The sequence below is a fragment of the Streptomyces liliiviolaceus genome, assembly GCF_018070025.1.
Taxonomy (GTDB): domain Bacteria; phylum Actinomycetota; class Actinomycetes; order Streptomycetales; family Streptomycetaceae; genus Streptomyces; species Streptomyces liliiviolaceus.
Genome location: NZ_JAGPYQ010000001.1, coordinates 2,642,366 through 2,663,933, shown reverse-complemented (window position 1 = coordinate 2,663,933; position 21,568 = coordinate 2,642,366). Strand labels below are relative to the sequence as shown.

The following is a 21,568-nucleotide window of genomic DNA, read 5'->3' as shown; positions in this document are numbered from 1 at the left end:
GTGGATCGGCTTCGTTCGGAATTTTTCCTCCAGGTGCGTGATCGCGGGCCGCCGGCGAACGCGCGAAGGACTCCCGGGGCCGCTCTCGCAAAGCCGGCGAAGCCTTTCGTTTTGCGGACAGGCCCGGGCCGCGGGTTTCGTCCTGGGTGCAGACCAGCCCGCCGGCCACACGACAGGCTGGAACCTCCGCGGTCCGCAGCCGGCCCAGACCCCGCTGAGAGCACCCTGCGGACCGGGGCCACCCCACCGCAGGCACCCCACCGGTCGACCCCGGATCCGGCGGGTAGAGATGATCCCCCCACTTGGTGGGTCAGTTGTTGCGGAGGTGTTCGGAGGGAAGGGCGCCATGGCGGCTGCTGTAGTAGGCGGAGAAGCGGGAGAGGTGGGTGAAGCCCCAGCGGGTGGCGACGTCGGCGACGGTGGTGCCGGGCGCCAGTTCGCTGTGCAGGTCCCGGTGGACGCCGTCCAGGCGCAGGTGACGTAGGTAGGTCATCATCGGGATGCCGTGGTGGGCGCGGAAGGCGGCTTGCAGGGAGCGCAGCGGCACTCCTGACAGGCGTGCCAGTTCCACGGCGGTGAAGGGGTGGGCCGGGTCGGCGCGCATCGCTTCGGTGACTCTGCGCACGGGGCGTGGGCTTGGCGCCGCGGGGGCGGCGAGTTCGTCGGCGTACTGGTGGGGGCTGGTGTGGAGCATGGTGGTCAGGAGGGCCGCTCCCAGCCGGTCGGCGACCGAGGGGCGGTCCAGCAGGCCGGTGGGCTGGGCGATTTCGTCGGCGACGGCGGTGAGGATCGCGTGGTAGGTGCGCAGCGGTCCGGTGGCGGGGAAGGCCGGAGGGAAGCGCAGCTTGGTGACGGCGTGGCCGATTTCCTCTTCCAGCTCGGCTTCGACGGCTGCCCGGGAGAAGGACACCTGGAAGAGTTCGGTGCCGTTGTTGAAGTGGGCCATGACGGGGTCGAAGGAGTTGACCACTCCCACCCGTCCGTCACCGCGCTCGGAGCGGGTGGCCTGGTCGCGCTGGACGCACACGATGTGGTCGGCGCGGGCCCCGAAGAACGCGTACAGCCCGTCCAGAGGAGGCGTGAGCAGCGTGGCACGGGACCCGAAATCCATGATGCCGAACGCGGCGGCGCCCACCCGTGCCCCGCGCAGCCGCATGTGGAAGCGCGCGATATCCGTCAGCTGCGGGTCCACCACGACGGGCAGTTGATAGAAGCCGGTGAGTAGCTCCCCCCCTGGTCGACGTCCTGGCTGGTCAGGCTGAAGGCCGTCTCCGTACCGTCCTGCGGTTTCGGGCCGGGTGCGGGGGCCGCGTGTTCGGTCATGGCCGTCTCCTCAAGGCGCCCTCGGTCGGAATTCCATGGTGCCGCCGCGGAACCTCACGCGTGCACGGTTCGGATAGACCCTGCGCACAGCGGATAGAAGAGAGACAATCGCCCGCAGTTCACTGGATCCGTGACCGACCACCACGACCTCACAGATCCCCTCCGCGTGCCCGGTAGCGTGCGCCATGCCGATTGCTGACGGATCCGGGCAGCTGACGGCTCAGGTGCTGCGGCTCGCGGCGTTCGACGGCCGCGATCTACTGGATCTGCTGTACGACCTCACCGACCAGGCCCTGGCCTTCCTGCCCGTGGACGCGGCCGGAGTCACCCTGCTGATCGACACGACGGGGCCCGTCCCGGTCGCGGCCAGCGACGAACGCTGCAGGCGTCTGCTCACGGCCGAACATGACCTGGGGCAGGGGCCGACCATCGACAGCGCCCCCGGACACTCCCCCCGCGTACACACCCCGCCGGACGGAAATTCTTTCGCGGCTCCCACCTCGTTGGCGCCCAGCTCGCCGGGAGGACAGCGATGGCCGCACTTCGCGGACCGCGCCGGCGAGGAAGGCGTCACGGGAGCCGCCGCCGTCCTCCTGCACCGGGACGAGCGCAGCCTCGCCGTGCTCACCCTCTACACCGCCGAACCGCGGCCCTTCACCACCTACGACACCGCTCCCGCCCGTCTGCTCTCCGATGCCTGCACGCAGGCCATGCTGCGCCGGCAGCCCGACGGCCGGATGCCCGCCTGGCAGCGACGCACCGCGAACAACAGCATCATCATCGAGCAGGCCAAAGGAGTCCTCGCCCAGCGCCACGGCCTGCGCATGGACGACGCGGCGAAGCGGCTGCGCCGGCAGGCACTCGCCGACAACCGCACACTGACCGCGACGGCCACCCGGATCGTCCGCAGCACTACGCACGACCACCGTCGCTGACCGCGCGATCGACATGCCGTCCGGCAGTACGTGCGCGCAACCGCCCGGCCCGGACGCCCTCGGACCCGGCATCGGACATATTTCGAGGGGCCCGGTCCGTCGACCGGGCCCCTCGGTCCCCTCCCCCAGATCAGAACCCCCGCGATCCCCCCGGATCCCCCTCCAAAGGTTCTGATGCCAGGTACGACCCGCGAGGTGGGGGGAGGGTTGCACGGTTGCTTGAGATTTTTTTGAGGTTTTTTCGAGCGGGGCGGGGGGCCTCGTTGCGCGACACTGGGCGGGTGATCGTCGAACGCGCGTATGCCCATCTCGCCTCGTACGACGAGGACGTCTGGCCCTGGTCCGTGCCCTGTGTCCGGCAGCTGGTCGAGGAGGGGCTGCGGTTCACCGCGCCGGTGACCTTTCTCGTCGGGGAGAACGGTTCGGGGAAGTCGACGCTGGTCGAGGCGCTGGCGGAGGGGTTCGGGCTGGACTCCTACGGCGGCTCCCACGACTGGCGCTACGCCTCCCCGCGGGGCAAGTCGGCGCTCGGCGAGCGGATGCGGTTCGACGCTGCCCCGCGCGGGCGCCGTATGGCCACCAGCTGGGCGGCCCGCAAGGGCTTCTTCCTGCGGGCCGAGACCGCGCTCGACGCCCTCGGCAGGGAGGGGCTGGCGCCGGACTCGGTCAGTCATGGCGAGGGCTTCCTCGCGGCGTTCCGCGGGAAGTTCCTGTACACCGGGCTGTACGTGCTCGACGAGCCGGAGGCCGCGCTCTCCTTCTCCTCGTGCCTCGAACTGATCGGGCACATCGACCGGCTGACCAAGGAGGGCGGCCAGGTCGTCTGCGCCACGCACTCGCCCCTGCTGACCGCCCTGCCCGGCGCGGACATCGTCGAGGTCGGCGACCACGGCATGCGCAGGGTCGCCTGGCGGGAGCTGGGCGTCGTGGACCACTGGCGCCGCTATCTCGCCGACCCGCACGCCTATCTGCGGCACATCCTCGAAACGTAGACCTGTACCGGGCCCGCGCCGTGCGGTGGCGGCGCGGGCCCGAGGGGATCGTTGTCCTTCCAGGTCCGTCAGGCCGCGTGTCGCGTGAAGCGGGCCGCCGTCTCCGCCAGGACCTCGCGGCCGTCCCTGGCCCACAGGCCGTCGTTGAACAGCTCCACCTCGATGGGGCCCGTGTAGCCCGCCGCCTCGACGTACGCCTTCCACTCGCGCATGTCGATCGAGCCGTCGCCGAGCTGGCCGCGGCCGTTGAGGACGCCCTCGGGCAGCGGGGTCGTCCAGTCGGCGAGCTGGAAGGTGTGGATACGGCCGCCGGCGCCCGCGCGGGCGATCTGCTCGGGCGCCCGGTCGTCCCACCAGATGTGGTACGTGTCGACCGTCACGCCGACCTGGTGCGCGGGGAAGCGTTCCGCGAGGTCCAGGGCCTGGGTGAGCGTGGAGACCACGCAGCGGTCGGCCGCGTACATCGGGTGGAGGGGTTCGACGGCGAGACGCACACCCCGTTCCTCGGCGTACGGGCCCAGTGCGGCCAGTGCGTCCGCGATGCGTTCCCGGGCGCCGTGGAGGTCCTTGGAGCCCGCTGGGAGACCGCCCGAGACCAGGACGAGCGTGTCCGTGCCGAGGGTGGCCGCCTCGTCGACCGCCAGGCGGTTGTCGTCGAGCGCCTTCGTCCGTTCGGCCGGGTCGATCGCCGTGAGGAAGCCGCCGCGGCACAGGGTCGTGACGGTCAGGCCCGCCTCGCGGACCAGCTTGGCCGTCCGCTCCAGGCCGTACGACTGGACCGGGGCCCGCCACAGGCCCACTCCCGGAATGCCCAGCTCACCGCACGCGTCGACCAGTTCCGGCATCGACAGCTGCTTGACCGTCATCTGGTTGATGCTGAAGCGGGAGAGGGGCCCGGGAGGACTCGTACTCGGGGTCGAGGTCGGGCTCGCGGTCACTGGGTCACTCCGTACAGGGAGAGCAGGTTCTTCATACGGGTCTCGGCCAGCTCCGGGTCGGGGAACAGGCCCAGGCCGTCGGCGAGTTCGTACGCGCGGGCGAGGTGCGGCAGTGAGCGGGCCGACTGGAGGCCGCCGACCATCGTGAAGTGGGACTGGTGGCCCGCGAGCCAGGCCAGGAACACCACGCCCGTCTTGTAGAAGCGGGTGGGGGCCTGGAACAGGTGGCGGGAGAGTTCGACGGTGGGGTCGAGGAGCGCGCGGAAGCCGGGTACGTCACCCGTGTCCAGGGCGCGTACCGCCTCGGCCGCCAGCGGGCCCAGCGGGTCGAAGATGCCGAGCAGGGCGTGGCTGAAGCCCTGGTCGTCGCCCGCGATCAGCTCGGGGTAGTTGAAGTCGTCGCCCGTGTAGCAGCGCACCCCGTCGGGGAGCTTGCGGCGCAGGTCGATCTCGCGCCGGGCGTCCAGCAGCGAGACCTTGATGCCGTCGACCTTGTCGGTGTGGGCGGCGATGACTTCGAGGAAGGTGCTGGTGGCGGCGTCCAGGTCGGTGCTGCCCCAGTAGCCCTCAAGGGCCGGGTCGAACATCGGGCCCAGCCAGTGCAGGACCACCGGTTCGGCGGCCTGGCGCAGCAGGTGGCCGTAGACCTCCAGATAGTCGTCGGGGCCCTTGGCGACGGCGGCCAGCGCGCGGGAGGCCATCAGGATGGCCTGCGAGCCGGACTCCTCGACGAGGGCCAGCTGCTCCTCGTACGCCGCCCGCACCTCGTCCAGGCCGTACGGGTACCCGATCTCGGTGACGGGCAGCTGGTCGGTGCCGACGCCGCAGGCGATCAGGCCGCCGACCGACTTCGCCTCGGCCGACGAGCGGCGGATCAGTTCGGCCGCGCCCGCCCAGTCGAGGCCCATCCCGCGCTGCGCGGTGTCCATCGCCTCGGCGACACCGAGCCCGTGGGACCACAGATGGCGGCGGAAGGCGAGGGTGACGTCCCAGTCGACGGCGGCGGGCGAGTCGGGGGTGGTGTCGGCGTACGGGTCGGCGACCACGTGCGCCGCCGAGAAGACCGTACGGGCGCCGAAGGGGGCGCCGGTGGTGACGTGGAGGGGGTCGGGGCGGGGGGTGTAGGTGCGCAGCCTGCCGTCGGCGCCCGGGAGTTCGATGGTCACAGGGAGATCTCCGGGACGTCGAAGCGGCGGCCCTCGGCGGAGGACTTCAGGCCCAGTTCGGCGAGCTGGACGCCGCGGGCGCCGGCCAGGAGGTCCCAGTGGTAGGGGGCGTCGGCGTAGACGTGGCGCAGGAACAGCTCCCACTGGGCCTTGAAGCCGTTGTCGAACTCGGCGTTGTCGGGCACCTCCTGCCACTGGTCGCGGAAGACCTCGGTGGCGGGGATGTCCGGGTTCCAGACCGGCTTGGGGGTCGCCGAGCGGTGCTGGACACGGCAGTTGCGCAGTCCGGCGACGGCCGAGCCCTCGGTGCCGTCGACCTGGAACTCGACGAGTTCGTCGCGGTTGACGCGCACGGCCCAGGAGGAGTTGATCTGGGCGATCGCGCCGCCGTCGAGTTCGAAGACTCCGTAGGCGGCGTCGTCGGCGGTGGCGTCGTAGGGCTTGTTCTGCTCGTCCCAGCGCTGCGGGATGTGCGTGGCGGTGAGCGCCTGGACCGACTTCACCCGGCCGAACAGCTCGTGCAGCACGTACTCCCAGTGCGGGAACATGTCGACGACGATGCCGCCGCCGTCCTCGGTCCGGTAGTTCCACGAGGGGCGCTGGGCGGACTGCCAGTCGCCCTCGAAGACCCAGTAGCCGAACTCGCCGCGGATGGACAGGATCCGGCCGAAGAAGCCGCCGTCGACAAGCCGCTTGAGCTTGAGCAGTCCGGGGAGGAAGAGCTTGTCCTGGACGACGCCGTGCTTGATGCCGGCCTCGTCCGCGAGGCGGGCCAGCGCGAGGGCTCCGTCGAGGCCGGTGGCGGTCGGCTTCTCCGTGTAGAGGTGCTTGCCGGCCGCGATCGCCTTCTTGAGCGCCTCCTCGCGGGCCGAGGTGACCTGCGCGTCGAAGTAGATGTCGACGGTCGGGTCGGCGAGGACCGCGTCGAGGTCGGTGGACCAGTGCTCGATGCCGTGCCGGTCGGCGAGCGCCTTCAGGGCGTGCTCGCGGCGGCCGACGAGGACCGGTTCGGGCCACAGCACGTCACCGTCGCCGAGATCGAGACCGCCCTGCTCGCGCAGGGCGAGGATCGAGCGGACGAGGTGCTGGCGGTAGCCCATGCGTCCCGTCACGCCGTTCATGGCGATGCGCACCGTCTTGCGTGTCACGTCATTCCCTTCGTACGCGTCCCGCGCCGCGTACGAACTGGCGAGCGTCGCAGCAAGCGCTTTCTATGTAAGAAGAAGCTAGCCTCTGTGCAGCGGATCGGACAAGAGCGCGGGGGTGGCGAGTTGTTCGAGGGGGCGAACGGGAGGGGTCCGCGGCCGTAAGGTCGTGCCGGGTCCCGGCCGGACGTAAGGTCTGCACCACTCGTCCGCGCTGCCCGGGTGACTTCCGGCCAGGGGGCTCGGGGCTGCCGGGGCTGCCGGGGCCGGCCTTCGTGCCGGGCGGGCGCGACGGCGACGGCGGTTGCGGTCGCGGTCGCGGTGGCCACGACGGCGACAGCGGGCCGGCACTGGAGTAGTACGGCTCTGAGGACGATGACGAGATGCGCGACCGGAGGACTTCGAGATGACGGTGACCCTGGCGGACGTGGCGGCCCGCGCGCAGGTCTCGCCCGCGACGGTGTCGCGCGTGCTGAACGGGAACTACCCCGTGGCTGCCTCCACCCGTGAACGGGTGCTGCGGGCCGTGGACGAACTGGACTACGTACTGAACGGTCCCGCGAGCGCGCTCGCGGCGGCCACCTCCGACCTGGTCGGGATCCTGGTCAACGACATCGCCGACCCGTTCTTCGGGATCATGGCGGGGGCGATCCAGTCCGAGATCGGGGGGCCCGGGGGCCGGGCGGGCGGGGAGCGGCTCGCCGTCGTGTGCAACACCGGCGGCTCCCCGGAGCGCGAACTCACCTACCTCACGCTCCTTCAGCGGCAGCGTGCGGCGGCCGTCGTACTGACCGGTGGGGCCGTGGAGAACACCGCGCACGCGACGGCCGTGGCGACGAAGCTGCGCAAGCTCGGTGAGGCGGGGACGCGGGTGGTGCTGTGCGGGCGGCCGCCCGCGCCGGCGGACACCGACGCGGTGGCGCTCACCTTCGACAACCGGGGTGGCGGCCGGGAGCTGACCGAGCATCTGATCGGGCTCGGGCACCGGCGGATGGGGTACATCGCGGGGCCGGAGGAGCGGACGACCACGCGGCACCGGCTGGAGGGGCACCGGGACGCGCTCGCCGCGCACGGGATCGCGGACGATCCCGCGCGGACGGTCCATGGGCGGTACGACCGGCGGGCGGGGTACGAGGCCACGATCGAACTCCTGCGCCGTGAGCCGGGCTTGACGGCTGTCGTGGCCGCGAACGACACGGTTGCGCTGGGGGCGTGTGCGGCGCTTCGCGACTCGGGTCTGCGCATTCCCGACGACGTGTCCGTCGTCGGCTTCGACGACCTGCCGTTCAGCATCGACGCGGTGCCGGCGCTGACGACGGTGCGGTTGCCGCTGGCGGATGCGGGGGCTCGGGCGGGGCGGATCGCGATGGGGCGGGAGGAGGTTCCGCCCGGGGGGATCGCGACGATTCGGGGGGAGTTGATGGTGCGGGGGTCTACGGGGGTTCCCAAGGGGGCGTAGGGGTTGGGGGTTTGGGGGTTGGGGGGTTGTTTTTCGGCTGAGGGCCGGTGGGGGGTGTTGCGCAGTTCCCCGCGCCCCTGGGTGGGTGGGGGGTGCCGCCGGTTCGACGACTGCGGGTCGTGGGCGGCCGACTGCGCCGCTTCCCTCGGCCCAGTTCGTCGACTGCGGGCCGTGCGTGGCTGAGCGCGCAGTTCCCCGCGCCCCTGGGTGGGTGGGGGTGCGGCCGGTTCGCCGGCTGCGGGTCGCGTGTAGTCAGGCGTGCGCGCGATGCCGCGGCCCCGTCAGGGGCGCGGGAAACTGCGCGGCCAGCCACCACGCACCCGCAGGCCGAACTCCGACCCAAGGCACCCACCCCCCAGGGGCGCGGGGAACTGCGCGGCCAGCCACCACGGACCCGCAGGCTGAACTCCGACCCGAGGCACCCAGCCCCTAGGGGCGCGGGGAACTGCGCGGCCAGCCACCACGGACCCGCGGGCCGGAAGCCGGGCGGAGGCGCTCGTCGCCAGGGGCGCGCGGAGTCGCTCGGTCAAGTTTTGTTCAGGGAGCGCGTGACGCCCGCCACCACCGCCGTCGTCAGCAGCCAGCCCGCCGCGATCAGGGCGTACGACAGGCCCATGACGGCGGGATCGGTCCAGTGCCACGCCCCGCGCTGGCCGAAGCCGCCGATCGGGATCAGCAGGTCCAGCGTGTAGGCCACGGCACTGAACGGCGGCCCCTCGCCCTTCTTGTTCGCCGTGGGGGTGTGCGCCTCGAAGACCAGCGTCCCGATCAGCGACAGCAGGATCAGCCAGCCGCCCGCCCGCCAGGGGCGGTAGCCGTAGCCGACGGTGGCGTCGAAGACGCGGCCCCAGATCCGGGCGACGGGGTGCAGGGTGCCACGCCGGTGCCGCTGCTTCTCCAGCAGGACGAGGCGGGCGTCGTCGTCATGGCCGATGAGGCGGTACCAGCCGGCCAGTTGCTCGTACGGCTGCGGGCTGTAGCCGGGTGACCGGCGTATCCACGCGACCCGGCAAGCCGCCCCGCCGCGTACGCCGGGTTCGCCACGCACGCCGCGCACGCCGAGAACCGCCGGCGGCGCGTCGTCCGCGTGCAGGGAGGTGTAGACGAGGCCTTCCAGCCGCACGCGCGCGGTCCGGCCGGTCTCGTTGTCGCGCAGGACCTCGACGCGGGCGCTGCGCAGATCGATGCCGCCGGGCGGGGCGAGCGCGGGCGTGAGGTCGAGTTCGGCGACCTGGACGCGGGCGAGGTCCAGGGCGGCGCCCGGCTCGCCGAGGGCGGCGCCCCGCAGCGACAGCCGGTTGGTGATGTGCGCCCCGCGCAACCGGACGGCGGCGGTGGCGGCGAACCCGTCGGTCAGCTCCAGCGTCGACACGGTGGCGGTGTCGGCGAGCAGCGCCTCACCCGCCGGGTTCGCCAGCCGCGCTCCGCCCAGGAACAGGCCGCCGGACAACTGGGCCCCCAGCAGCCGCAGCCCTCCCCTGGCGGTGAAGCCCTGGCTGCAGAAGACCGCGCCCTCTGCGACGAGCCCGCCGGCGAACAGGGCCCACTTGCCGTCGGCCTCCAGCGTCGCCCCGTTCAGGTCCAGTTCCCCGGAGACGTGGGCGTTGGTGAGGGCGAGCCGCCCGCCCCGCAGGGTCGTTCGGCTCAGTTCGAGGCGGCCTTCGATCCGGACCATCTGCGCTTCGATGCCCAGCACCCGGCAGTTCGTGATCCGGATCGTCCGGGTGGCGCTGCCGCGCAGGTTCACGGTCTCCTCCAGCCGGCAGGAGGCGAGGTGGACCGTGTGGGCGATGTCGCCGCCCGCGAGGTCGAGGCGGCCGACGATCCGCGCGCCGGTGAGGTTCAGGGCCGCGACGGCTCCCGGCCGGGCAGCGTTCGCCCCGAGCAGCAGGGCGGCCAGGACCTCGGCCCTGACCGTGCGCCCGGCGCCCCACGCCGGCCCGCCGACGGCGTCGTCCTCCTCGGGGTCCCCGCTGCGCAGGTCCACGAGCCGGCCCTCGGGAAAGGCATCCCAGACGGCACGTTCCGGCGGCGTCAGATCGTCGTACTGGAGCACTTCGGAAGGCTATCCGGGCCGCGATGCCGGAAACCGGCGAAGGCCGTGTCGAAAACCGCCACCGGAAGGCGTAACCTCTCACTAAACCTCTGACTGAGTCAGCAATCTCTCCCCATCGTCACTGCGAGACAGGTGTCACGTGCCATGACCGTTCAGGAAATCCGCGCCTTCAACCGCTTCTACACCAACCTCATCGGGGCACTGGACTACAGCCGCCAGCTCCACGCGCCGTACACGCTCACGGAGTCCCGCGTGCTGTACGAGCTCGCCCACTCCCCCCGTACGGACACCGCCGACCTCCGTACCGAACTCTCCCTGGACTCCGGCTACTTGAGCAGGCTGCTGGCGAAGTTCGAGAAGGACGGACTGATCGAGCGGGCCCCTTCGGAGAAGGACACCCGGCGTCGCCGCGTCTCGCTCACGGCCCGCGGGAGGGGGACCGCCGACCTGCTGGACGAGCGCTCGCGGGAATCGGTCGGCACGCTGCTGTCGAGCGTGCCACCCGGGGACCGGACCCGGCTCGCCGAGGCGATGCGGGACATCCGCGAGATCCTCTCCGACGCCGGGCGCCGGCCCCCGCGCCGCGAGGACGTCCTGCTGCGCGAGCCCCGCCCCGGCGACCTCGGCTGGATCGTGCAGCGCAACGCGGCGCTCTACACCGCCGAGTACGGCTGGAACACGGACTACGAAGGGCTGGTCGCCCGGATCGTCGCCGACTTCGCCGAGGACCACGACCCGATCCTGGAGCGGGTGTGGATCGCGGAGCTGGACGGCCGCCAGGTGGGCAGCGTGATGTGCGTACGGGACGAGGCGCCCGGCGCCGCCCGGCTGCGCCTGCTGCTCGTCGAGCCGGACGCGCGCGGCCTCGGCATCGGCGACCGGCTGGTCGGCGCGTGCGTCGACTTCGCCCGGGGGGTCGGCTACCGGGAGATGGTCCTGTGGACGAACGACATCCTGTCCTCCGCCCGCCGCATCTACCAGCGGCACGGTTTCGTCCTCGTCGACGAGAAGCCGCACCGCTCCTTCGGCGCCGATCTCGTCGGCCAGGACTGGCGGCTGGACCTGCTCGGAACACAGGAGTGACGCGGAAGTGAGAGAACGCGAGCGGCGGGTAGGGTCCGTTTCGTGGTGCGCGGACCCGGGGGCAGCCGGGGCTCCTGGCCTCCCGGCTCACCGGCTTCCTGGCCACAACGGCCCGCGGACGGCTCCGCGGACGGGCCCGCGCCCGTGGTCCTGACTCGCCCGACCCGATCGACAGCGAAGGTGCGATTTCGTGAAACTGGCCTTCTCCACCCTCGGTGTACCCGGACTCCCGATCAGCGACGTGGTGCGGCTCGCCGCCACCCACGGCTATCACGGCGTCGAGTTGCGTACGCATCCCGAGGAGCCCGTGCACACCGGTCTCGACCTCACCGCACGGGCCGACGTGGCCGCCGAGTTCAAGACGGCGGGCGTCGAGATCCTGGGCCTGGCCGGGTACGTGCGGGTGGCCGCGCCGGGCGACGACGAGCCCGTGCTCGCCGAGATCCGCGAACTCCTGGAGCTGGCGCGGGACTTGGGGGCGCCCTTCATCCGGGTCTTCCCCGGCGGCGGCTCCGAGCAGACGCCCGAGGAGGCCGACGCGACGGCCGCCCGGCGGCTCGGCACGGCGGCCGAGTACGCGGCCGACCTCGGCGTACGGATCCTGCTGGAGACCCATGACTCGCACCGCACCGGCGCCGACGCGATCCGCGTCCTCGGGCCCGTCGGGCACCGGCAGGCGGGGGCGCTCTGGGACGTCATGCACACGTGGCTCGGCGGGGAGCAGCCCTCGGCGAGCTATGCGGCGCTGTCGCCGTTCCTCGGCTATGTCCAGGTCAAGGACATCGCGTCCGTGGACGACACGACTCCGCTGGCGCTCGGGGCGGGGGTGCTGCCGCTCACGGAGTGTGTGGATCTGCTGTCCCGGGAGGGGTGGGACGGGTGGTTGTGCTGGGAGTACGAGAAGCGGTGGTACGAGTCGGCTGCGCCGCTGGAGGGGTTGTTGGGGGGCGGGCGGGAGTATCTGGCCCGGCTGCTGAACGACGCGGCGTAGCGCGCGAAGCGCGGCCTTGCCCCGAGCCGCCGGCTGGGCGCGGGCCCACGCCCCCTGAAGGGCCCGTCGTCGGGTGCGGGTCCGCTGTGGCTGATCGCGCAGTTCCCCGCGCCCCTTGAAAGGCCCGTCGCCAGGTGCGGGTCCGCTGTGGCCGGTCGCGCAGTTCCCCGCGCCCCTTGAAAGGCCCGTCGTCGGGTGCGGGTCCGCTGTGGCCGGTCGCGCAGTTCCCCGCGCCCCTTAAGGGGCCCGTCGTGGTTGCTCGCGCCGTTCCCCGCGCCCCTGAAGACGACAGCGGCGCCCCGCCCCCCCATAGGGGCGCGGGGAACGGCGCAATCTTTTGATCTTTAGGGGCGCGGGGAACGGCGCAGTCTTTGATCTTCAGGGGCGCGGGGAACTGCGCCGATCGCCTCCACCCGGGCGCGGGCGGTGGCACCGTTCGGCGGGCGCCCACGCGCCGGCGCGGCCCGAAAGCGTGCCCCTTCGGTCCCCGCAGCGCACTCGCGTCCACCCTCGTACCGACTTGCCGGAATTCGGGGATTCCGGGGAACCCATCCCCGCCAGCCCTCGTCCAATTCGCATGCTGTCGGATGAGTCTCCGCAGTGCGGTGTCGGCCTCGCTGCTGGCTGCGAATGCTGACCACCCTCTCCGCCGCCTGCGGCCGGCAGCACGCCGTCACCGGCGCGCCCCCCTCCAACAGCGCCGGTGGCGGCCCCTCCCCCGGCATCCCCCACGGCGCCACCCCGCCGCGCCGTCCGCCCGCACTCTTGACTGGCAGAAATTTCCCGGATATCCGTGACTCCTTGGCAGTTTTCTTCAAGGATCCCCGAGGATTCGTTCAGCTCGCCCCTCCACGGGTCCCCCGGGCCCTCTCCGGAAGGAGCGCACGTGCACACCTCCAGACGTACGCTGCTCGCGGCCACCGCCGGTGCGGCCGCGGCCGTCGCCGGCGCCGCCCCCGCACTCGCCGGCACCGCGAAGCACGAGGACAAGAACCGCGAGGACAAGCGGCTCCGGGGCCTCATCTCCCGTATGACGCTCGAAGAGAAGGTCGGGCAGCTCTTCGTGATGCGGGTGTACGGGCACTCGGCGACCGCGCCCGACCAGGCCGACATCGACGCCAACCTCGCGGAGATCGGCGTACGGACGGCCGCCGAGCTGATCGCGAAGTACCGGGTCGGCGGGATCATCTACTTCGGGTGGGCGCACAACACCCGGGAACCGCACCAGATCGCGGACCTGAGCAACGGCATCCAGAAGGCCTCCCTGGAGCAGCCCCGCGGCCTCCCCGTGCTCATCTCCACCGACCAGGAGCACGGGATAGTGGCACGGGTGGGCACGCCCGCGACGCTCTTCCCGGGCGCGATGGCCCTGGGCGCGGGCGGTTCGCGCACGGACGCCCGTACCGCCGGCCGCGTCGGCGGCGCCGAGCTGCGCGCGATGGGCATCCTCCAGGACTACGCCCCGGTCGCCGATGTGAACGTGAACCCGGCCAACCCGGTCATCGGCGTACGCTCCTTCGGCGCCGACCCCCAGGCCGTGGCGGGCCTGGTCGCCGCGCAGGTGAAGGGCTACCAGGGCGCCGGGGTCGCGGCCACCTCCAAGCACTTCCCGGGGCACGGCGACACCGAGACCGACAGCCACTACGGCTTCCCGGTCATCGAGCACACCGAGGCGCAGTGGGCCGAGCTGGACGCGCCGCCGTTCAAGGCCGCGATCGCCGCCGGCATCGACTCGATCATGACCGCGCACATCATGGTCCCGGCGCTCGACCCGGCCGGCGACCCGGCCACCCTCTCGCACCCGATCCTCACGGGCATCCTGCGCGAGAGGCTCGGCTACGACGGGGTCGTGGTGACGGACTCGCTCGGCATGGAGGGCGTCCGCACGAAGTACGGCGACGACCGTGTGCCCGTACTGGCCCTGAAGGCCGGTGTCGACCAGCTCCTCAACCCGCCGAAGCTGGACATCGCCTGGAACGCGGTCCTCCAGGCCGTGCGCGGCGGCGAGCTGACGGAGGCCCGCCTCGACGAATCGATCCTGCGCGTGCTGCGGCTGAAGGCGAAGCTGGGGCTGCTGAAGGATCCGTACGTCACGGGGCGGGGGGTCGATCGAACGGTCGGGATTCCCTCCCATCTCAAGGCCGCCGACCGTGTCGCCGAGCGGACGACGACGCTGCTCGTCAACTCCGGCGGGCTGCTGCCGCTGTCACGGCGTACGCACACGAAGGTGCTCGTCGTCGGCGCCGACCCGGCCTCGCCGTCCGGCACCACGGGCCCGCCCACGACCGTCCTGGCGAACGCCCTCACCGAGCTGGGCTTCACCCCGACCGTGCTGTCCACGGGCACGGCACCCTCGGCGGCGACGATCGCGAAGGCCGTCGCGGCGGCGGGGGACGTGGACGCGGTCCTGGTGGGCACGTACAACGTCACCGCCGCCTCCGCTCAGCGCACCCTGGTGAACCAACTGCTCGCCACCGGCCGCCCGGTGGTCGCGCTCGCCATCCGCAACCCGTACGACGTGGCCCAACTGCCGGACGTCAGGGCGTACCTGGCGTCGTACTCGTGGACGGACGTCGAGCTGCGTGCCGCGGTACGGGTGCTCGCCGGGCGGGTCGGTCCGCGCGGCAGGCTGCCGGTGCCGGTGCAGCGCGCGGACGATCCGGCGGTGGTGCTGTATCCCGTGGGGCACGGCCTGACGTACTGAGCCCCCGCACAGGGGCGCGCGCCGCGGCCTGGCGTACCGGGCCTACGACGTGCGCCCCTTCCCGCATCCCCAAGTGACGCAAAGGGTCCGGTACGCCTGGCGGGGCCCGCCCCGGCGGGTCACGCTGGGCTGGGGATGATCGGGGGGAGGTGCCATGCGCGACGCACGCGGCGCGGGCGCACACCGCGCGAGGTCCGCCGACGCGGGGTCCGCCGACGCGACGGCGGCCATGCTGTGCGCGCCGCTGGTGTGCGCGCTGCTGTTGCTGGTGCTGGCGGCCCTCGCGGGGTGCCAACAGCCGTCGGGGGCCGACGGCGACGGTGACGGTGACGCGCGGCCGACGACTCCCGCTCCGGTCCCGACCCAGGCCTCGGGGTACGGGGTGGTGTTCCTCGGGATCGACGAGTGCAGTTCCTTCGGGCGCGAGTCGTTCACCGAGGTGCCGTGCACCAGCGAGCGGGCGGCGGCGCGCGTGATCGCCCGGCACGACGGCCGGGCGGGCGAGGGGCGGCCCTGTCCCGCCACCACGGATTTCGTGCTGCACATCAGCGAGCAGCGGCCCTCCGCCGACGAGGACGGCGACGGCGCGGTCCCGCAGGGGTACGCCTGCATGCGCAATCTGGAGCCCCCGCACCCCGGCGACCCGGGCGGCGGCGGAGGTCCCCGCACGATCGTCGGGGACTGCGTCTACGGCGCGGGGGCGGGCGAGGTCCGCGAGACCGCGTGCGCCGGCCCGAGTGGTGGACCGAGCGGCGGCAGGGCTCCCGAGTACCAGGTGACCGAGGCCGTGGTGCGGCGCTCCGACTGCCCCGCGTCCACCGAGCTGTACGTGCAGCTCGGCGGACCGCAGCCGGTGGGCTGCGCCCGCCCGTTGTAGCCCGGGGCTCTGTGGCCCGAGGGCCCGACGGACGGGCGCGGCACCGAACGCGTGACCGGAACCGCTACGGACGGAGCTGACGCTCGACCGTGCGCTTGTCCAGCTTCGAGTCCCACTTGGCCAGCGGCTTCGCCTTCTCCGGGTCCGCCTGGACCGCGGCCGTGGCGACGCCCGCCCACTCCAGGATGCGGGCCGTGGCGAGGGCCTTCTCGTCGGCGACGAGACCGGCGACGTTGGCGCCGTGGTTCAGGCCCGGGGCCGTGAAGACGTACGAGTCGCGCGCGCCCTTGCCGAGGCGGAACGGCTCGGCGCCCCACGGGTCGTTCTGCCCGTACACGAACAGCATCCGGTTCGCGTTGTGCTTGACCCAGGAGTCGACGTCGCGCATGACGCCGGGCTGGAACTTCATCTTGATGTCACGCGGCACGAAGTTCCGCGGCGGCTGGTAGCCGTAGCGGATGTACTTCTTCTCGATGTGCGGGAAGACGATGGTCGGCGCACCGAGCTGCGTGCCCGCCTGGTAGTAGTACGGCGTGTAGGGCGACAGGCCCTGGTCCGTGTAGAACGAGAAGCCGGAGATCGTGTCGATCGACGTCCAGATCTCGTCGTCCGTGGCGTTCTTCGCGTCCGCCGGGATCGTGTCGCAGTCGGCGAGCAGGCTGTACTGCCAGAAGCCCCACACGTAGTCGAGGACGACCGCCTCGTACGCGCGGTCCAGGCTGCCGATGGTGTTGAAGGTGTAGCCCTCGGCGGCGGCCACGTCCTTGTACTTCTTCTCCAGCGCGGTCCGGCGCACCAGCGCCTCGCGCTGCACCGCGTTCAGCCGGGTGCGGCACTCCTTGGTGCCGACCTTGGCGAAGAACCGGTCGTACGCCGAGTCCTCCTTGTTCACCACGTCGTTGGGGGCGACGTACGCGACGACGCCGTCCATGTCACGCGGGTAGAAGCGCTCGAAGTAGGTGGCGGTCATGCCGCCCTTCGAACCGCCCGTGGAGACCCACTTCTTGTCGTAGATCGGCTTGAGGGCCTTGAAGATGCGGTGCTGGTCGCTGGCCGCCTGCCAGATGTCGAGCTTCGACCAGTCGGCCGGCTCGGGCCGGGACGGGGTGAAGTAGCGGTACTCCATCGAGACCTGGTTGCCGTCCACGATCTGGGTCGGCTCGCGGCGGCTCGGCGTCGTGGAGACGCTGTAGCCGCCGGTGTAGAAGACCGTCGGACGGGCGATGTCCTTGTGCAGCACGGTGATGCGCTGCTTGAACGTGCCCTTGGACGGGTGCCGGTGGTCGACCGGCTGGGTGTAGTTGAGGACGAAGAAGCGGTAGCCCGTGTAGGGCTTCTCCTCGATCAGGCTCATGCCCGGTATCGCGAGGAGGCGGTCCTTGATGTCCGCCGACCCGTCCGTGACGAGGTTGGTTGCGGTGGCGGCGTCCGGCTGGGCGGCGGTGGCCGCCCCGGCCGTGCTCACGGTGCCTATGAGCACCACGAGGGACAACAGCCATCTGAGCGTCTTGCGCATGCGTTCTCCCCTGAATACGCAGATGTCCGCCGGAACTTAGCCCAGCAACAGCTGCCACACCAGGGGATGTTGTGGACATTACCGTCAGGTCGGTACGAAGACTGCACGACTCGGGGGTTCAGCAGAGGATCCAGCCCGTGCCGACCGTGCCCGAGCCGACGGCCCCCGTGACCCGTACGCAACGGTGGCCCGCGTGCACCCGTACCGGACCCGCGTACCGCACGAACCGGCCCGCGTTCGGCACGCGCTCGCTCCCCCGGGCCTGCACGCTCACCATCATGTAGCGGCGGGCGCCCACCTTCTTCGGGTAGGTCACCGCGCACACGTAGCCGCGCTTCTTGTGGACGTCCACATGGCCGGTGGAGAAGGACAGGGTGCGCACCTTCCGCCCGGCGCACGGTGACGCGGCGGAGGCCTCGCCGACCGGACCCGCGAGTGCCAGCAGCCCGGACGCCGTCAGCACGGCGGTACCGAGCGTGAGGCGTCGGCGTATCGCGCCCATGTCCACTGGTGTCCCTCCACGGCCCGCGGCGGCTGATGCCCTGCTTCGACGTACTGCTGTACGGACGCATGGCGTACGGCGAACGGTTGCCCTACCCGTCGGTTGCGGCTTTTCTGCGTGTTCGCCTCGCTCAGTTCCCGGTGCCGACCGGGTCCGGCTCCCCCACGAACGTCCGCCACAGGCGCGCGTACCGGCCGTCGAGCGCGAGCAGTTCGTCGTGCGTGCCGTCCTCCGCGACCCGGCCGTCGGCCATCACCACGACCCGGTCCGCGCGGGCGGCCGTGGTCAGCCGGTGGGCGACGACCAGGGTGGTGCGGCGGCCCGCTATGCGGTCGGTGGCCTGGTTGACCTGGGCCTCGGTGGCCAGGTCGAGCGCGGCGGTGGCCTCGTCGAGGAGGAGGATGTCCGGGTCGACCAGTTCGGCGCGGGCCAGCGCGATCAGCTGGCGCTGGCCGGCCGAGAGGTTGCGGCCGCGCTCGGCGACCTCGTGGAGGTAGCCGCCGTCCAGGGTGGCGATCATGTCGTGCGCGCCGACCGCGCGGGCCGCCGCCTCCACGGCCGCGTCCGTGGCGTCGGGACGGCCGTACGCGATGGCGTCCCGGACGGTGCCCTGGAAGAGGTACGCCTCCTGCGGGACGACGCCGAGCCGGTGCCGGTAGGAGGTCAGGTCCAGCGAGCGCAGATCCGTGCCGTCGACCGTGACCCGGCCGCCGGTGGGGTCGTAGAACCGGGCCACCAGCTTCACCAGGGTCGACTTGCCCGCGCCGGTCTCGCCGACGAACGCGACGGTCTGCCCGGCGGGGATGCTCAGCCGCACCCCGCTGAGCGCCTCCTCGCTCTCCGTGGCCCCGTCGGCGGCCCCGTACGCGAAGTCGACGTCCTCGAAGGCGATCTCGCCCCGCAGGGACAGCACTTCGAGGGGTTCGGCGGCGGCCTTCGTCGAGGTCGGCTCCTGGAGGAGTTCCTGGATCCGGCCGAGGGAGACGGTCGCCTGCTGGTAGCCGTCGAAGACCTGGGAGAGCTGCTGCACGGGGGCGAAGAACAGGTCGATGTAGAGGAGGTACGCCACCAGCGCGCCGGTGGTGAGGGTGCCCGCGTCGACCCGCCCGGCGCCCACGACGAGCACGGCGGCGGCGGCCACCGAGGACAGCAGCTGCACGAACGGGAAGTAGACCGAGATCAGCCACTGCCCGCGGATCCGCGCCTGGCGGTAGCTGTCGCTGCCCTCCGCGAAGCGCCGCCCGCCCGAGCCCTCGCGCCGGAACGCCTGGAGGATCCGCAGCCCCGACACCGACTCCTGGAGGTCCGCGTTCACCACGGACACCCGCTCACGGGCCAGTTCGTACGCCTTCACGCTGGACCTGCGGAAGAAGAACGTGCCGACGATCAGCGGCGGCAGCGTCAGGAAGACGACCAGCGCGAGCTGTACGTCGATGACGAGCAGCGCGGCCATGATGCCGAAGAAGGTGACGACCGAGACGAAGGCGGTGACCAGGCCGGTCTGCAGGAACGTCGACAGCGCGTCCACGTCCGTCGTCATCCGGGTCATGATCCGGCCGGTCAGCTCCCGCTCGTAGTAGTCGAGCCCGAGCCGCTGGAGCTGCGCGAAGATCTTCAGCCGGAGCGCGTACAGGACCCGCTCGCCGGTGCGGCCGGTCATCCGGGTCTCGCCGATCTGGGCCGCCCACTGGACGAGCACGCTGACCAGGGCGATCACCGAGGCCGCCCACACCCCGCCGAGCGCCATCTCGGAGACACCCTCGTCGATGCCGTGCCGGATCAGGACCGGCAGCAGCAGGCCCATGCCGGCGTCGACGGCGACCAGGCCGAGGCTGACGAGAAGAGGCAGCCCGAAGCCCCGCAGCAGGCGCCGCAGCCCGTACGACTCCTCCGGGGTGACCGCGCGCGCCTCGTCCACGCCGGGGGTGTCGATGGCGGGCGGCAGCGCGTCGACCTGGGCGAGGAGGCCGGGGGTCGCGGGCATCCCGGCGAGCGCGGTGTCCTTCGGTTCGCGGTCGCCGGTCCACAGGCGCGGGGTGACACCGCGCTCGGCGTCGAACTCCGCGTCCAGCTCGTCCCGTACGGAGGTGTCCTCCGCCGGGCAGGAGGGTGCGGTGTGGCCGGGCGAGACCCCGCCCAGTTCGTCCGGGTCGGTGAGCAGCCGGCGGTAGAGCGGCGAGCGCCCGGTCAGCTCCTCGTGGGTGCCGATGTCGGCGAGGCGGCCGTCTTCGAGGACGGCGATGCGGTCGGCGAGGTTCAGGGTGGAGCGGCGGTGGGCGATGAGGAGGGTGGTGCGGCCCGCCATGACTCCGCGCAGGGCCTCGTGGATCTCGTGCTCGACGCGCGCGTCGACCGCGGACGTGGCGTCGTCGAGCACCAGCAGCCGCGGGTCGGTGAGGATCGCGCGGGCCAGGGCCACGCGCTGGCGCTGACCGCCGGAGAGGGTGAGCCCGTGCTCGCCGACCTTGGTGTCGTAGCCGTCGGGCAGCGCGGAGACGAAGCCGTGCGCCTGGGCGGCGCGGGCGGCGGTCTCGATCTCCTCGCGGGTGGCCTCGGGGCGGCCGTACGCGATGTTGGACGCGACGGTGTCCGAGAACAGGAAGGAGTCCTCGGGGACGAGCCCGATGGCGGCCCGCAGCGAGTCGAGGGTCAGCTCCCGCACGTCGAGGCCGCCGATGAGGACCGCGCCGCCGCTCACGTCGTAGAAGCGGGGCAGCAGCAGGGAGACCGTGGACTTGCCGGAGCCGGAGGAGCCGACGACCGCGAGGGTCTCGCCGGAGCGGATCTCGAAGCTGAGGCCGTCGAGGACCGGGCGGTCGTCGTCGTAGGCGAAGGACACGCCGTCGAACTCGACGGTCGCGGGCGCGTCGGCCGGGAGGTCCTTCGTGCCGTCCTCCATGGACGGACGGGTGTCGATCAGCTCCAGGACGCGTTCGGCGCCCGCCCTGGCCTGCTGGCCGACGGTGAGGACCATGGCGAGCATGCGCACGGGCCCCACGAGCTGGGCGAGATAGGAGGAGAAGGCGACGAACGTACCGAGGGTGACCTCGCCCTTCACCGCCAGCCAGCCGCCGAGCGCCAGCATGGCGACCTGGCCGAGCGCCGGAACGGCCTGGAGGGCCGGGGTGTACTTGGAATTGAGCCGGATCGTGCGCAGCCGCCCCGCGAAGAGGCGTCGGCCGATCTCGCGGAGCTTCCCGGTCTCCTGGTCCTCCTGCCCGAAGCCCTTCACCACGCGTACGCCGCTGACCGCGCCGTCGACGACCCCGGCCACCGCGGCGGCCTGCGCCTGCGCGTACCAGGTCGCGGGGTGCAGCCTGGAGCGGCTGCGCCGGGCGATGAACCAGATGGCGGGGGCGACGGCCAGGGCGACCAGGGTGAGCGGGAGGGACAGCCAGGCCATGATCCCCAGCGAGATCAGGAAGAGGAGGACGTTCCCGATCGTCATCGGGAGCATGAAGAGCAGGCCCTGGATGAGCTGGAGGTCGCTGGTGGCGCGGCCCACGACCTGGCCGGTCGACAGCTCGTCCTGGCGCCTGCCGTCGAGGCGGACGATCGTCTCGTACATGTCGGTGCGCAGGTCGTGCTGGACGTCGAGCGCGAGCCGGCCGCCGTAGTAGCGGCGGATGTAGGTGAGGACGTACACGAGGACGCCCGCGCCGATGAGCGCGCCCGCCCAGGGGGCCATGTCACGGGTGTGGTCGCCCACGACGTCGTCGATGATCACCTTGGTGATGAGCGGTACGAGCGCCATGACGGCCATGCCGGCGAGCGAGGCGCCCAGCGCGAGCACGACGTCCTTCGGGTACCGCCACGCGTACCCGGCCAGCCGCCGTGCCCATCCCCGCTGCGTCGTCACTCCTGGTGCCTTCCCTCGTCCG

At 72.1% G+C, this 21,568-nt stretch carries 16 protein-coding genes; 7 read left to right on the top strand and 9 right to left on the bottom strand.

The genetic code is table 11. The features are described from left to right. Window positions 1-310: 310 nt before the first annotated feature. On the bottom strand, window positions 311-1,195 hold the full coding sequence (locus tag J8N05_RS11720) for an AraC family transcriptional regulator (RefSeq protein WP_210882422.1): 885 nt from the start codon (window positions 1,193-1,195) through the stop codon (window positions 311-313). Continuing rightward, a complete protein-coding gene (locus J8N05_RS11715) occupies window positions 1,177-1,323 on the bottom strand; it encodes a hypothetical protein (protein ID WP_210882419.1) in 147 nt (48 codons plus the stop codon). Before J8N05_RS11715 ends, J8N05_RS11720 begins: the two co-directional genes overlap by 19 nt. A gap of 185 nt (window positions 1,324-1,508) precedes the next feature. Here J8N05_RS11715 and J8N05_RS11710 point away from each other — a divergent pair, with 185 nt between their 5' ends. Together J8N05_RS11710 and J8N05_RS11705 are read left to right on the top strand one after the other, a co-directional pair. Beyond that, window positions 1,509-2,258, top strand: a complete 750-nt coding sequence (locus J8N05_RS11710) for a GAF and ANTAR domain-containing protein (protein WP_210882418.1) — start codon at window positions 1,509-1,511, stop codon at window positions 2,256-2,258. A gap of 281 nt (window positions 2,259-2,539) precedes the next feature. Continuing rightward, window positions 2,540-3,250 carry an AAA family ATPase gene (locus tag J8N05_RS11705; RefSeq protein WP_210882417.1) on the top strand — a complete coding sequence of 237 codons (711 nt, stop codon included), beginning with the start codon at window positions 2,540-2,542 and terminating at the stop codon, window positions 3,248-3,250. A gap of 68 nt (window positions 3,251-3,318) precedes the next feature. On the opposite strand, the gene J8N05_RS11700 is transcribed toward J8N05_RS11705, so the two are convergent. The 3 genes from J8N05_RS11700 to J8N05_RS11690 form a co-directional block, all read right to left on the bottom strand. Then, on the bottom strand, window positions 3,319-4,116 hold the full coding sequence (locus J8N05_RS11700; RefSeq protein WP_210882416.1) for a sugar phosphate isomerase/epimerase family protein: 798 nt from the start codon (window positions 4,114-4,116) through the stop codon (window positions 3,319-3,321). A 68-nt stretch (window positions 4,117-4,184) separates the two neighbouring features. Further along, entirely contained in the window at window positions 4,185-5,354 is a 1,170-nt protein-coding gene (locus tag J8N05_RS11695) for a dihydrodipicolinate synthase family protein (RefSeq protein WP_210882415.1), read from the bottom strand. Then, a complete protein-coding gene (locus J8N05_RS11690; protein WP_210882414.1) occupies window positions 5,351-6,502 on the bottom strand; it encodes a Gfo/Idh/MocA family protein in 1,152 nt (383 codons plus the stop codon). Before J8N05_RS11690 ends, J8N05_RS11695 begins: the two co-directional genes overlap by 4 nt. Window positions 6,503-6,905: 403 nt before the next feature. Between J8N05_RS11690 and J8N05_RS11685 the strand changes: the two genes are divergently transcribed. Next, window positions 6,906-7,958 (top strand): LacI family DNA-binding transcriptional regulator, encoded by a 1,053-nt coding sequence (locus J8N05_RS11685; RefSeq protein WP_210882413.1) that lies wholly within the window; start codon window positions 6,906-6,908, stop codon window positions 7,956-7,958. A 526-nt stretch (window positions 7,959-8,484) separates the two neighbouring features. On the opposite strand, the gene J8N05_RS11680 is transcribed toward J8N05_RS11685, so the two are convergent. Then, window positions 8,485-10,014 carry an oxidoreductase gene (locus J8N05_RS11680; RefSeq protein ID WP_210882411.1) on the bottom strand — a complete coding sequence of 510 codons (1,530 nt, stop codon included), beginning with the start codon at window positions 10,012-10,014 and terminating at the stop codon, window positions 8,485-8,487. A gap of 144 nt (window positions 10,015-10,158) precedes the next feature. Between J8N05_RS11680 and J8N05_RS11675 the strand changes: the two genes are divergently transcribed. The 4 genes from J8N05_RS11675 to J8N05_RS11660 all read left to right on the top strand — a co-directional run bounded on the left by J8N05_RS11675 (window position 10,159) and on the right by J8N05_RS11660 (window position 15,669). Next, window positions 10,159-11,097, top strand: a complete 939-nt coding sequence (locus J8N05_RS11675) for a bifunctional helix-turn-helix transcriptional regulator/GNAT family N-acetyltransferase (RefSeq protein ID WP_210882409.1) — start codon at window positions 10,159-10,161, stop codon at window positions 11,095-11,097. A 190-nt stretch (window positions 11,098-11,287) separates the two neighbouring features. Then, window positions 11,288-12,088 carry a sugar phosphate isomerase/epimerase family protein gene (locus J8N05_RS11670; RefSeq protein ID WP_210882407.1) on the top strand — a complete coding sequence of 267 codons (801 nt, stop codon included), beginning with the start codon at window positions 11,288-11,290 and terminating at the stop codon, window positions 12,086-12,088. A gap of 886 nt (window positions 12,089-12,974) precedes the next feature. Further along, the gene (locus J8N05_RS11665; protein WP_210882405.1) at window positions 12,975-14,792 is read left to right on the top strand and encodes a glycoside hydrolase family 3 protein; all 1,818 of its coding nucleotides are present in this window, start codon (window positions 12,975-12,977) and stop codon (window positions 14,790-14,792) included. A 229-nt stretch (window positions 14,793-15,021) separates the two neighbouring features. Beyond that, window positions 15,022-15,669, top strand: a complete 648-nt coding sequence (locus J8N05_RS11660) for a hypothetical protein (protein WP_210890142.1) — start codon at window positions 15,022-15,024, stop codon at window positions 15,667-15,669. 64 nt (window positions 15,670-15,733) lie between these two features. On the opposite strand, the gene J8N05_RS11655 is transcribed toward J8N05_RS11660, so the two are convergent. From J8N05_RS11655 to J8N05_RS11645, 3 genes are all read right to left on the bottom strand, one after another. Continuing rightward, window positions 15,734-17,185 (bottom strand): S28 family serine protease, encoded by a 1,452-nt coding sequence (locus J8N05_RS11655; protein ID WP_210882404.1) that lies wholly within the window; start codon window positions 17,183-17,185, stop codon window positions 15,734-15,736. A gap of 118 nt (window positions 17,186-17,303) precedes the next feature. Next, window positions 17,304-17,687 carry a hypothetical protein gene (locus tag J8N05_RS11650; protein WP_210882403.1) on the bottom strand — a complete coding sequence of 128 codons (384 nt, stop codon included), beginning with the start codon at window positions 17,685-17,687 and terminating at the stop codon, window positions 17,304-17,306. Between the two features lie 130 nt (window positions 17,688-17,817). Continuing rightward, a complete protein-coding gene (locus tag J8N05_RS11645; RefSeq protein WP_247706238.1) occupies window positions 17,818-21,546 on the bottom strand; it encodes an ABC transporter ATP-binding protein in 3,729 nt (1,242 codons plus the stop codon). Window positions 21,547-21,568: the final 22 nt, after the last annotated feature.